The organism is Bacillus cereus group sp. MYBK227-1, from assembly GCF_051916325.1.
GTDB lineage: Bacteria > Bacillota > Bacilli > Bacillales > Bacillaceae_G > Bacillus_A > Bacillus_A cereus.
This window is the reverse complement of sequence record NZ_JBQAGK010000011.1, coordinates 93,608-105,844: the sequence shown is the minus strand read 5'-3', so window position 1 is coordinate 105,844 and position 12,237 is coordinate 93,608. Positions and strand designations below refer to the sequence as shown.

Here is a 12,237-nt window from a genome sequence, read left to right as displayed (position 1 = left end):
CCGACAGTCGGTCAGGTGGGAAGGAGAACTTGAATGCGAATTGTAAAGGAGTATGAGGAGCGTAGAAAGGAAATTTTAGAAACAGCTGAGCGTTTGTTTCTTACGAAAGGTTATACGAAAACAACCGTAAATGACATTTTAAAAGAAATAGGTATAGCAAAGGGGACGTTTTATCATTATTTTAAGTCGAAGGAGGAAGTAATGGATGAAATCATTATGAGGATTATTAAAGAGGATGTCACTAAGGCGAAAAGGATTGTCTCCAATCCCGATATCCCCGTTTTAGATAAGTTATTTAAAATTTTAATGGAACAATCACCAAAATCAGGAGATGTCAAAGAAAAAATGATTGAACAATTCCATCAACCAAATAATGCAGAAATGCATCAGAAAAGTTTAGTGCAATCCATTATACATTTATCTCCTGTATTAACGGAAGTTTTAGAGCAAGGAATAGAAGAAGGCATATTTTATACTCCATACCCACAAGAAACAATTGAATTATTACTCTCTTCAGCACAAGTCATATTTGATGATGGTTTATTTCAGTGGAAACCGGAAGAAATGATGAGAAGAGCTAAGGCTTATATTAAAATGATGGAAGTATCTGTTGGAGCGAAAGAAGGGTCCTTTGATTATATGATCGAGGTTTTAATGAAACAGAAATAGCTTTTTTCTGTTTGGGTGTTATAGACCGGCAGTCGGTCTAGACTAAATGAAGGATGTGATGAGGATGCCAGCAAGTATTCAATCTTCCTTGAAAGATTTTCACTTAATGGTAAGTGGTCAAATTATTACTATTTTAGGTTCAACACTATTACGTTTTGCTCTCTCACTATATGTGCTAGATATAACAGGGCGTGCAGATATATTCGCAGGGTTATATGCGGTAACGAGTATTCCGTTTCTGCTAGCACCTCTTGGCGGAGCAATAGCAGATCGTTTCAACCGCCGTAATGTAATGGTCATTTTTGATTTTATAAACGCTGCTATTGTATTAAGTTTTATAGTTTTGTTATTAACTGAATCGGTATCTATTTTATTGATTGGAACAATTATGTTTTTACTAGCAGTCATTAGTGCAATGTACGCACCAGTTGTAATGGCGAGTATTCCGCAATTAGTTCCAGAGAAAAAGTTAGAACAAGCAAACGGTATCGTAAATGGTGTGCAAGCATTATCTAATATAGTTGCACCTGTACTAGGAGGAATATTATACGGCATAATTGGTTTGAAAATGCTCGTAATAACAAGTTGTCTTGCTTTCTTTTTATCTGCGATTTTAGAAATGTTTATTACAATACCATTTATAAAAAGAATACAGGAAGGCCATATCGTACCGACAATTGTAAAAGATATGAAAGAAGGTTTTCTTTATGTTTTAAAGCAACCTTTTATTTTGAAAGCTATGTTACTTGCAGCTTTACTAAACTTAATTTTGACACCGTTATTTGTTGTTGGAGGACCTATTATGTTACGAGTAACTATGCAGAGTAGCGATACGATGTATGGAATTGGAATGGGATTAATTGATTTTGCAACCATATTAGGGGCATTGTCAATCGGTTTCTTTGCTAAAAAGTTACAGATGAAAACATTATATAATTGGATGCTTATCATAGCTTTATTAGTAATGCCAGTGGCACTATCAGTTACACCGTTTATTCTTAATTTAGGATACTATCCACCATTTATCCTCTTTATACTTTCTTCTCTTCTAATCGCAATGATTATGACAATTGTATCCATCTATGTGATTACTGTAGTCCAAAAGAAAACACCAAATGAAAATCTAGGAAAAGTGATGGCAATTATAACAGCGGTATCTCAATGTATGGCACCAATTGGGCAAGTCGTATATGGTTTTATGTTTGAAGGATTCAGTACGAAAATTTATTTACCTATATTTGCTATTAGTTTCATAATGATATTAATAGCTATAGTGACGAAGAAAATATTAAGAAATGAAGGGAACTAGCTTCATATGATTAGGAGAATGTTAAAAAGAGATTTCTCTAAAAATAAAATGATAATTATCATTTTATTTATGTTTATCAAGTTATCAAGTTTTTAATGGCTAGTGCTTCAAGTAACGTTATAAATCTATGATCGATTGTTTAAAGTATCAAGCGCACCGCACGTCGTACAGATTCATACCGGAGAAATAAATCAAAAGTCAATGGATTCATTTGTAGAAAAAACTCCTTTTGTAAAAAAGTAGCAAACGGCAGAGATGATCCAAGTACAAGTAAACGGGTATAACATTTTTATACAAAATAAAAATAAGGCGAACATAATAGCGTAATAGATATTAGTTCCGTGAAACAAAACGCTAATTTTAATTTTTTATTAGATTTAAATAATAAAGTGATACAGATTAGTAAAGGGGAAATAGGTGTACCGATTTATTTTATGCAAAAATACAATCTGCATATTGGAGATGAAATATGGATTATAAAAAATAATATAGAACAAGAATTTACGATATCAGCATGTGTTCGTGATGTTCAAATGAATCCATCAATCGTTAGTTCAAAGCGATTTGTAATAAGCAATGAAGACTTAGAAAGATTAAAACGAAATTTGGGAAAAAGAGAATATCTTATTGAATTTCAGTTAACAGATGTAAATTAGATAAATGAATTTGAAGATTTATACCAGTCATCGAACTTACCTCAAAAAGGATTAGGAATTTGCTAAATAGGAAGGGGAAAATAAAATGAACGCTATGGAAAACGGTGTATATGAAACAACCAGATTAGTTAGTGAATCAATGGAATGACAAGCTGTAATGAATATCAATCAAATTTGTGAATTAGATCAATATCAAGAAGCGACATTATGTACATGGAATACAAATAACGATTTTGGTAGAGTTGTTTTAAATGCAGCATTAGGGCTTACGGGAGAAGTTGGTGAGGTTGCTGATGTTGTAAAAAAGCAATTTTTCATGGTCATGGATTTGATCCAGCTTATTGTCCAGGAGAAGAAGAAGGAAATACACATAAAATCGCTTTAGAGATAGGGGACATCTTGTACTACATTTCAATCATGTCTCACGAAAGGGAATATACCCTAGGAGATATTGCTCAAATGAATATATCTAAATTAGCAACAAGATATCCAGACGGATTTAGTCGAGAAGCTAGTCAAAATCGTGTAGATGTGAAATGAAAATCGTAATAAAAAAGAGCCATGAGTGGAAAGGCTCATGGCTCCTTATATAAGGGTAATGATTTTATAGGTAAATATTATTATGAAATCCCAAAAAATTAAATATAAGTCAATTAATTGGTATAGAATTTGGATTTTATTTAAAAGAAGGAACGGAGGAATATGTAAAAGACTTTGAAAGGTCCATAAAAAAAGAATTCAGTAAAACTCTGAATTCTTCTACACGTGATTTTATTTGTTAATCCATTTAGAAATAATAGGATAATGAAACTCTTTTTCTTGTAGCGCATATAAAATCCCTTTTATAGACCCGAAAATTAACAAAAGGAACAGTATTAGATATAAAGGAGCTATGCCGAAAATAATCAAAGTATTATTTGAAGTCAAGTCTAAATTAGACAAGGATAGCATTAAGATTCTTATTGCGAAGAGATTCCAAATTACTGTAATTATCCAAATGAATAGTTGATAAAACACAGCTTCAAGGATATTTTTTTGAATGTTTTGTGATTTGTATACAAAATAAAAAATCAACGGTATATAAAAAATTGTGATGCTAAAGAAAATAAGAATAAAAAAAGATAATAAGGTAAGAAAATGCATAATTAATTTTATGTTCTTTTCTTGAGCTAGAATCATTAAGGTCCTCCTATATGTATGAGATTTGTTGTAGCTATTATATTTTAAGATTTTCATTATGGTAATAATGCGCTACTAAAAAAAATTACTACTGCCTACAGTTAAAGTTCCGCTTTCTGCTGCAGAAAATTGTATATCTATTGTTTGGCTAGCAACGGATACTAAATTTTTTCTTATAGTTATTCTTAGAGTAGAAGTCGTACCTAAAGTTGGATTAAATCCTATATTGGCACTGAATAAATAGATACCATTTATAGGGGCTGTAAATGTATTCGTTACTGAAGAATACCCTCCACCATTATTAAATATTATATTACCATACGATACTTGAATATCTGCAGGAGGAGTAAAAGACTGTGCACCATTTTTTTCTGCACGAAAATTAATGTTAAATGTGGGTCCGATAGGTCCAGTGTCGCCGGTAGCCCCAGTGTTGCCAGTAGGTCCGGTAATTCCAGTAGGCAGAGTAAATGATGGGATTGGTGGGAAAGTAGGCCCGACTAGGTCGGGAGAAATTGAAATTTCAGATTTTATTTTAGGTGAATTGAATCTGTCTTTTCTAGACATATGTATATCATCCTCTCTAAGAATAGCAGATTATATCCAGTAGATGCATGATATGAATTGGGTGTGATTGTATTTTGAGATAATAAGAAATAAATTTATCTAATCTAACTATAAAAATTAGAACTAAACAAAAGCGTTAATTTATTATAAAAAATGGGTGACTCAGCAATTGTGTCAGCCGAGTCACCCAATACTATTGATTTTAGATAATAATCTTTTTCTATATGTAGTTATAGTGAGTTCTAAGAGGTTAACTCCAAACCGCAGTTAAAGGACAAAGAAATTTATTTTAGAAAGTATTAGATTTAACTATGTTAATGCTACAACAGCAAGAGTCAAGCCCAATGTATTTAATGTATTAGAATATGGTCCTACATTAATAGTAAGAGTACTTGTTATACCTGAAGGTGTAGTGAAAATTGCGGGTGCTGATACAGAAGTGAATCCTGCAGTATATCCCAGAGAAGTACCAGATCCAATGATTGGATTATTATTAAGATACATAGTGATACCTGCCAAATTACCTCCTGGTTGAATGATAACTTGTACTTCATAGATTGCCAAATAGGTTCTTCCACCTTCAAGTAAAACAGTTGTTGGTGGTGTGAACGAGATTGCTGTACCATTAGAATTTACCACGGTATCTAGTGGAATCGCGGAATTTACAGAAACTATTGATGGGGTAGTTTGAACAACATTTAAGCTATTAGCCGTGGGGGATGGACAAGTGCAAGGTTTGTGAATGTTAGAGTTGTTATCATTTTGAAAATTCACAAATAATCAAGCTCCTTTGCGTAAAAAAATTTTTATCCTATATAAAACGTAGCTTTTTTGTATCTAAGTTATTTTTAATAAATTTTTAAAGATAAATCGAATATTGTTGGTCAGTCGACTCATAAAAGTATTCGATACTCTGGGATTTCAAAGTGCATCTGATAAATATATATGAATGTTTTTTTAAGGACATTACTGTAAGTTAGGAAAACATAAATCTGGAAATAAAACTTGATATTCCGGGTTTAACCGAAGATCAGTAGTTGAGGTTGTAAAGTGTATATAATTTTTTTCTAATTTATCTAGTGTTGCCAGATGATGAGTACCTAAGTCACGCTGGATGCTATGTTTAGAAAGAGTAGGCCCAATTTGTAATTTTCGGTTTTTCATAGCAGTATTCCAGGGACTGTAAAAGAATTTTAAAATGAAAGCAGGATACATGTAAACGATAAATGGATGAGGTGACCAATGTCGCCCTGCCCAATAGTTACCATGCGAATAATGGTGGATTAATCTACCACCATAGTATGGAGCAGGTGGATTAGGAGGGATTATTCTCCCATGATAACGCTGTTTGACAAGGGGAATTCCGTATCTGGGATTGGTATAACCGTGAGCAGGGTCATCCACCATCAGAATAGTTCTAATAGCATACATCTTTTGCCCTAAATTGGCAAGAGATGAGAAAAAGGCTTCCTTATCAACACAGCAAAGAAATTCAGTGGTATTTAGTACCATTTTCCATCCCGTAATTTCTTTTTCTATGTTCATTACTTCTTGATCAACTAAAATGGCATCAAACTCTAGTACCTTTGATTCACGGATTTCCCAATGAGGTGCAAATAATTTGCATAATTCAACCGAACGATCAGTAGACCCACGATTAATAAGAATGCCATGATCAAATAATTTTGTGTGGTGCATTAACCACCACGGAAGCAGATACTCTTCGTTATAAAAATGAGAAATTAAAGTAGTGTTAATAAAAAGTCCTCCTTTCAAAATTTTGTGGAATATATCCTTATCTAGTAAGATATGTTACTTGATCTAAAAAGAATGAAGAAAGATTTTTAACAAAATAGTTAGTTTAATAAAAACCGGAAAATGTGGGGGAGTTAAAGGAGAAGAACCCTTTATATAAAGGGTTCTTCTGGTGATTTAATCTATCAATTACATTCGTGGTAATATTTATCACATGAATCGTTATTATCGTTACAGCATATACAGAATGTTTTTTGAACAAATAAACTAACTACACTAGTAGAACCTTCTTGCTTTGTAAGAGTAAGACTTTGAAAATCTTCAACTTGAAATATTTTTGTTTGAACAGGTTGTAATGTAGTAGTAATTGGTACGTTAGATCTTCTTGTTAGAATAGTTACTTGAACGGGTGCACTCATACCGACAACGAATAACTGAATTAATGTTTTATTATGATTGTTTGTAAAATCCTCAAATACAGTTTGTGGAGCGGTGGTTTCAAGGAAAACAGATACAGGTATATTCCCATTTGCATTTTCTGCAGAACCAGCTATCGTATGAGTTTCAATAAAACAGTTGTTTTTTTGATTGTTGGAATGCGATTGATTTTTATAATATTTTTTACCATCTTTATAAAAGTAATCAGCCATATGAATTTAGAGCTCCCTTCTTTTAGATATCTATATAGTCTATTTAATAAAGTGAAGTAGTGCTTGTACGACATAATAAAATCCGCTCTCGTAATTACCTGAAAATGTTATTTAGAAATTAAAGAGCGCCATTCAAGGCGCTCTCGGATAAAAAATAATATTGAAAAAGAATACCACATTATATTTTATGCATGTTCTTAATAAATGTGTAGTTTTTAACAAAATCCTTATTTGAAAACAAGAAGCCCTAGATTTAGGGCTTCTTGTTTTGGTATTCTCACATGGTTTTTCAAAAAGAATAGAACATATTGAAGATAACATGTGAATGTTTCATAAATGTATCAAAAAAGTGAACAAAATCGTTATTTTAATTAGTTCAGCCCCTTGAAGGGCGCTCCAAGGGGCGAAGATTCGAGAACTTGTAAACTCTTGTTTAATTACATGAAAACTCCCTAAGGAGAATCTATGATATTTTAACACTCAACTAACTATTTTGACAAATATATATTGATAAAAGAAACCCCGATTGTCCGCGGGGCTTCTAAGGGGAAGTGCCAAGTAATGACGTACTCGACTAATTAACCATATCATGAATTTTTTGGTAAAAATACTAGTAAATCCGTCCAATTGTATGATCGTTAATTTGAACAAAAACTCTATTTTGTAGAGCTTTAATTCCATGGGAAAAGAGCACTTTGTAAAAGTGCTCTTCTGACCAAAATCCATTTTGTAAAAGAGAGGAATAATATCATATGAATTTATTTTTAAATGTGTTTAAAATCGTATAAAAACTTCATTTTGCACAACAAAGCAGCCAGCTTAATTAGCTAACTGCTTGTTGTACAAAAGAAGATTAGGCCCTACAAGTAAATGATATGTAACTTTAAGTTACAACTATATTATAAGCAGAATTAAACATGTTATGCGGTAGTAAAAATAAGCTTAATCAAACTTTCATTTTGTATTAAGTTGGAATATAAAAAGAGCACTTAGTAAAGTGCTCTCGTGACGAGTCTCATTTTATAACGACTATTTTATAAAGAAAGGAACTCAGGATATTATATGTGCGCCAGTCAATTGAGTACCTTGTACAAATAAAGAGCAGCTAGCAAAAGCTAACTGCTTATATAAGGAAATCGGAGAAAGATAACCATGTGTCTACAGTATTGACGGAATATTGGTTTTTATTCGTGAAGAACTACGATTAACTTAATGCATAGCCCACAATCAAAGTTAGTGTTAAAAACACTGATAATAACATTGTTAGTAGAACTGTTACTATGCTTCTAAGCATTGATATCCAATTATCTACTTTAGAGAATCCTTTAATACCAGCAAAAAAAGTTCCTATTGAAAAAATGAGTACGAAAAATAAAGGGTGAAAATAAACGGCGTTTATAAAAGATGCATTTATTTCAGGTGTACATACTTCAAGATATAAAAGAAAACAAGCAATACAAACGAATGAAAAAATAAAGGACCATAGATTTATATTATGTTTCATAGGTTGCTCCTTTGTTATCGGAATATTTCTATTAAATTTTAATGGGAAATATAAGAAAAAGATAGTGTTTATAAGTTAGAATGAATTTTTTAACAAAATAATCCTTTTAAAGTAAAACAAACAGAATATAGTCCGGCTAGAAAACTAGAGGGCACCAATTCATTAAAGCAGCAATTAAAGCTGTTTTAGGAATAGGTGTTCTTTTTATTTTGAAAAGAGGGATGGGGAAATATGAGGGCACTAAAAGAACAATTACGCGAGTGGAAAAAGCAATCCAAGCAAGGAAAGAAGAAAAATAAGAAAAAACAAAAAGAGAAATTAAGTACTCGTGAAATTGGTGATTTAATGGGAATACATAGACCTTGTTATGAACGAAGACACGGAGTATTAAGACAAAAATAATTTAAAAATAAAAAGGAGTGGTCTTACATGACTAAACAATTATTTTTCTTACCAAAAATCGATAGAGTAGCAACGCAGAAAAAATTAGAAGGTGCTCTCGAAAATGTACATTTATATAGACAGTTTGGAATGATGCGTGAAGAAATGAAAGTTACTCCTTCTTATGAAATTAGATATCACGGATCTACAAATGATGTAGGAAAGCCATTAGAAGATGTAGCGATGGCTAATATTCAACAAAGTAAAAGAGAAGAATGGATTAAGCAAACATCATTTCGTATTGACCAGTTTCTTAGTCGTTTGGGTAATGGGCGTGCAGGAAGGGAGCAAAGAGACATCATCATTAAGCGTTATCTAGAAGATGAAGATGTATGTGATTATATGGTATATAACGAAATCGGCATGAGTGAGCGTACTTATCGACGTGTTAAGGCTAGAGTATTTTATAAACTTGCTTTTGCTCTTAGATTAGAAGTTTATGAGACTGAAGAAACTGGAGGTAATGAATAATGAATTTTGTTTAGCCAATACGTGATCCAGAACAAATACAGCAGCTTAAAGAGTATTTTAAGGAAAAGAGCTTACGCAATTACATCCTCTTCATTATGAAAATCAATACAGGCCTGAGAATCTCGGACATTTTGAAATTGAAGGTAGGAGATGTTAAAAGTAGTCATATATCTATGAGAGAAATGAAAACTGGGAAACAGAAACGAATACAAATTACTGCAGCACTGAAAAGAGAGCTTAAATGGTTTATCGAAGAAAGGGAAGATAATGAGTATTTATTGCAAAGTAGACAAGGTAGGAATCGTCCAATTGGTCGTAGTATGGCATATAAGATATTAAGCGGAGCAGTGGCAGAGTTTGGATTAGATGAAATAGGAACACATACATTGAGAAAAACATACGGGTCTCACATGTACATGCAAACGAAAAACATAGCATTGCTCATGGAGATATTTAATCACTCGTCAGAGAAGGTCACGTTACGTTATATAGGTGTAAATCAAGATGCAATGGATAAGGCAATGACTAGGTTTAAAATTTAATCATTGCTTTTTCTTTTGGGATAGTTTAAAACCTTAGCCTGATTGCGATGGGATCGCCACATCAAAAAAATTCGCATGTTACGTTAAGACATATTTTAGGCAGAAAATCAGTAGTTCTCTGAAGAACTACCATTATCAATCCTGTTTTATTGGATAATCTTGAGAAAATATTTATCTGGATGAAAAATTAACATTTTTTCAATTTCCTGTAATTATAATTAAAGGTATTCTGTTAGTGTTATACAAATGTATCTTTCAATCTATTCCATGTATGAATCTAGTCTGGCTATCAACAGAATATTTCACACACAATTGAAAAAGGGGGAATGTTTATGCAAAGAATTTTAAAGTTCCTGTTCATGTTCGTTTTTTCTTTGATTTGTGTTTTGTATGTTCAAACGAACGCTTTTGCCGCACCAGCATACGAGGGAGTTGTCAAAATGAAGCAGCCGTCAGGCGAAACTTTTGAAGGCACGTTACATGGAGATGAATGGTTCCACTGGGTAAGTACAAAGGATGGCGACATACTTTTACAAGATCAGAAGGGATATTGGAATTACGCTGAGCTTACATCAGATGAACTGATATCAACGGGTACAAAATATAAAATCGATAAGAAGCCTTCAATCGCGTTAAATGAGGACAATTTGAATAAGTGGATAAAAAAATACAACCCTCAAGTAAAGAAAAAACAGGTGCACATGAATAAATTACAAAAAGAATCACCCAAAAATATTGATGGAACTGTCACTCCAGTTGTAGGAACCAAAAAATTACTTGTTTTGTTAATTGGGTTTACAGATGTTAATATTGCATATAACGATAACGACTGGAGTAACAAATTCTTTTCTACAAATCAAAAGTCAGTTAAGAATTACTATAATGAAGTAAGTAACGGAAAAGTACAGATAACTCCAGCTCCTGAAACATATGGTACTCAAAATGATGGAGTGGTTAAAGTGAAATTAGATTACGCTCATCCGAGTACATCGGGAAAAAGTATGGGTACGGTTATAACAGATGCACTGGCTAAAGCTGATTCTCAAGTGAATTTTGCTAGTCTTGATACTAATAATGATCAAGTCATTGACTCTAAAGATGGCTTCTACATTGTAAGTTTTCTTGCTGGTAATGAACAGGCTGCTCCTGGTGCTCCACTTCCTTATATTTGGGCACATCAGTCGTATGCTCCAAATACAAATCACGATGGTGTTACGGTATCAGGCATGTATACGGCGCAGGGTGAAAAACAATATGGTCATATGGCAACAATTGGTATCCCTGCTCATGAGTTAGGTCATTCCTTTGGCCTGCCAGATCTATATGGTGATAATAATCGTGTGGGTAGCCTAAGTATAATGGGTAATGGATCTTGGAATAGTCTACAAGGAGAAGATTATGGAGCTACACCGGGTCATATGGATGCTTGGTCAAAAGTAAAATTAGGATTTGTAACACCAAATGTAGTAAATACCACTAATAACTTTACTCTAAATGCTATCCCAAATAATTATAATGTGTTAAAGATTCCTTTAAAGGATAATACGTATTTTTTAGTTGAGAATCGCGCAAAGGTTGGGTATGATGCGAGCTTACCAACAAATTCTGGTGGTATTGCAGTTTGGCATATTGATGAATCCATGAATAATAATTCCAGTGATCCGCATCCTTTCATTGATATAGAACAATCAGTCAGTGAATACCAAGACCCGTTCTATTACACGAATCAAAATCATGCTGCTACCTTTGGTCCAGACACTAATCCGAATAGTAATACCTACACGGGAGAAAAATCAGGAGTAACGATTACAACGACAAGTACAAGTAATTCTGCTATGAATGTAGCAGTCACAACAAAAGAAGCTAGTTTAATTCCGCAAACAAACTGGACACTAAAATATGTAGATAGTTATAATTGGTACAATTTAGGTACGTATGCCTTTGATGGAAACAAAGACACATTTTGGCATACAAACTGGAGCCCCGTAGCTCCAATGCCGCACGAGATTCGAATTGATTTAGGTGCAACTTATAACCTCTCCAAATTCAGCTACTTGCCAAGGCAAGACGGCCAAATAAATGGAACGATTAAGGACTATGAGTTTTACGTCAGTAGTGATGGAGTAAACTGGGGAACAGCGGTATCCATAGGTGCTTTTGCAAACAATATTAACTTGAAAGAGGTCAGCTTTGTAAATAAGACAGGTCGTTATATTAAACTACGTGCATTAAGCGAGGTAAACAACAATCCATGGACAAGTGCCGCTGAAATTAATGTATTTGGGGTGGTTCAATAATATATTTGTGAGGTTATCTAATTAAATTATTGATACGCTAGTTCAAAGGGTTATCATCTGCTGAGAGTTCCCTCGGCATTTGATAACCTTTTGTTCTATACTAGCCAATATGCAAAAGAAAAACATGGATTGATAAAATTCATATTCTTAGCTTGGTAGCAATGTGGTGGTATTCCTTACAGTTACTCATAAATTTT

At 33.1% G+C, this 12,237-nt stretch carries 12 protein-coding genes and 2 pseudogenes; 8 read left to right on the top strand and 6 right to left on the bottom strand.

Annotated features, from left to right (window positions below; translation table 11 throughout):
• Window positions 1-33 precede the first annotated feature (33 nt).
• The 4 genes and pseudogenes from ACTFRM_RS28715 to ACTFRM_RS28700 all read left to right on the top strand — a co-directional run bounded on the left by ACTFRM_RS28715 (window position 34) and on the right by ACTFRM_RS28700 (window position 3,174).
• On the top strand, window positions 34-669 hold the full coding sequence (locus ACTFRM_RS28715) for a TetR/AcrR family transcriptional regulator (protein WP_001223581.1): 636 nt from the start codon (window positions 34-36) through the stop codon (window positions 667-669).
• Between the two features lie 64 nt (window positions 670-733).
• On the top strand, window positions 734-1,978 hold the full coding sequence (locus ACTFRM_RS28710; RefSeq protein ID WP_001111720.1) for an MFS transporter: 1,245 nt from the start codon (window positions 734-736) through the stop codon (window positions 1,976-1,978).
• Between the two features lie 6 nt (window positions 1,979-1,984).
• Window positions 1,985-2,694: pseudogene (locus ACTFRM_RS28705) on the top strand (ABC transporter permease); the annotation flags it as partial.
• Between the two features lie 25 nt (window positions 2,695-2,719).
• A pseudogene (locus ACTFRM_RS28700) lies at window positions 2,720-3,174 on the top strand (nucleoside triphosphate pyrophosphohydrolase family protein).
• 231 nt (window positions 3,175-3,405) lie between these two features.
• On the opposite strand, the gene ACTFRM_RS28695 reads toward ACTFRM_RS28700, so the two are convergent.
• From ACTFRM_RS28695 to ACTFRM_RS28670, 6 genes are all read right to left on the bottom strand, one after another.
• Window positions 3,406-3,813, bottom strand: a complete 408-nt coding sequence (locus ACTFRM_RS28695) for a DUF4870 domain-containing protein (protein WP_000599417.1) — start codon at window positions 3,811-3,813, stop codon at window positions 3,406-3,408.
• A 75-nt stretch (window positions 3,814-3,888) separates the two neighbouring features.
• Window positions 3,889-4,380: an exosporium leader peptide-containing protein gene (locus tag ACTFRM_RS28690; protein WP_440043821.1), complete on the bottom strand. Its 492-nt coding sequence runs from the start codon at window positions 4,378-4,380 to the stop codon at window positions 3,889-3,891.
• 309 nt (window positions 4,381-4,689) lie between these two features.
• Entirely contained in the window at window positions 4,690-5,154 is a 465-nt protein-coding gene (locus ACTFRM_RS28685; protein WP_001010966.1) for a hypothetical protein, read from the bottom strand.
• Between the two features lie 192 nt (window positions 5,155-5,346).
• On the bottom strand, window positions 5,347-6,078 hold the full coding sequence (locus ACTFRM_RS28680; protein ID WP_000546544.1) for a hypothetical protein: 732 nt from the start codon (window positions 6,076-6,078) through the stop codon (window positions 5,347-5,349).
• Window positions 6,079-6,320: 242 nt separating this feature from the next.
• A complete protein-coding gene (locus ACTFRM_RS28675) occupies window positions 6,321-6,785 on the bottom strand; it encodes a hypothetical protein (protein ID WP_000796389.1) in 465 nt (154 codons plus the stop codon).
• A gap of 1,204 nt (window positions 6,786-7,989) precedes the next feature.
• The gene (locus tag ACTFRM_RS28670; RefSeq protein ID WP_000682208.1) at window positions 7,990-8,289 is read right to left on the bottom strand and encodes a hypothetical protein; all 300 of its coding nucleotides are present in this window, start codon (window positions 8,287-8,289) and stop codon (window positions 7,990-7,992) included.
• A gap of 231 nt (window positions 8,290-8,520) precedes the next feature.
• Between ACTFRM_RS28670 and ACTFRM_RS28665 the strand changes: the two genes are divergently transcribed.
• The 4 genes from ACTFRM_RS28665 to ACTFRM_RS28650 all read left to right on the top strand — a co-directional run bounded on the left by ACTFRM_RS28665 (window position 8,521) and on the right by ACTFRM_RS28650 (window position 12,040).
• A complete protein-coding gene (locus ACTFRM_RS28665) occupies window positions 8,521-8,691 on the top strand; it encodes a hypothetical protein (RefSeq protein ID WP_001202056.1) in 171 nt (56 codons plus the stop codon).
• Window positions 8,692-8,718: 27 nt separating this feature from the next.
• Entirely contained in the window at window positions 8,719-9,201 is a 483-nt protein-coding gene (locus ACTFRM_RS28660) for an ArpU family phage packaging/lysis transcriptional regulator (protein ID WP_000166127.1), read from the top strand.
• 17 nt (window positions 9,202-9,218) lie between these two features.
• Complete coding sequence (locus tag ACTFRM_RS28655) at window positions 9,219-9,743, top strand: tyrosine-type recombinase/integrase (RefSeq protein WP_232306852.1); 525 nt, start codon at window positions 9,219-9,221, stop codon at window positions 9,741-9,743.
• A 332-nt stretch (window positions 9,744-10,075) separates the two neighbouring features.
• Window positions 10,076-12,040, top strand: a complete 1,965-nt coding sequence (locus ACTFRM_RS28650; RefSeq protein ID WP_001188933.1) for a M6 family metalloprotease domain-containing protein — start codon at window positions 10,076-10,078, stop codon at window positions 12,038-12,040.
• Window positions 12,041-12,237: the final 197 nt, after the last annotated feature.

Excerpts from the sequence above, each read along its gene's own strand:
- ACTFRM_RS28715 (WP_001223581.1), top strand. The coding sequence starts at position 34 with ATGCGAATTGTAAAGGAGTATGAGGAGCGTAGAAAGGAAATTTTAGAA.
- ACTFRM_RS28710 (WP_001111720.1), top strand. The coding sequence starts at position 734 with ATGCCAGCAAGTATTCAATCTTCCTTGAAAGATTTTCACTTAATGGTA.
- ACTFRM_RS28695 (WP_000599417.1), bottom strand. The coding sequence starts at position 3,813 with ATGATTCTAGCTCAAGAAAAGAACATAAAATTAATTATGCATTTTCTT.
- ACTFRM_RS28690 (WP_440043821.1), bottom strand. The coding sequence starts at position 4,380 with ATGTCTAGAAAAGACAGATTCAATTCACCTAAAATAAAATCTGAAATT.
- ACTFRM_RS28680 (WP_000546544.1), bottom strand. The coding sequence starts at position 6,078 with ATGCACCACACAAAATTATTTGATCATGGCATTCTTATTAATCGTGGG.
- ACTFRM_RS28675 (WP_000796389.1), bottom strand. The coding sequence starts at position 6,785 with ATGGCTGATTACTTTTATAAAGATGGTAAAAAATATTATAAAAATCAA.
- ACTFRM_RS28670 (WP_000682208.1), bottom strand. The coding sequence starts at position 8,289 with ATGAAACATAATATAAATCTATGGTCCTTTATTTTTTCATTCGTTTGT.
- ACTFRM_RS28665 (WP_001202056.1), top strand. The coding sequence starts at position 8,521 with ATGAGGGCACTAAAAGAACAATTACGCGAGTGGAAAAAGCAATCCAAG.
- ACTFRM_RS28660 (WP_000166127.1), top strand. The coding sequence starts at position 8,719 with ATGACTAAACAATTATTTTTCTTACCAAAAATCGATAGAGTAGCAACG.
- ACTFRM_RS28650 (WP_001188933.1), top strand. The coding sequence starts at position 10,076 with ATGCAAAGAATTTTAAAGTTCCTGTTCATGTTCGTTTTTTCTTTGATT.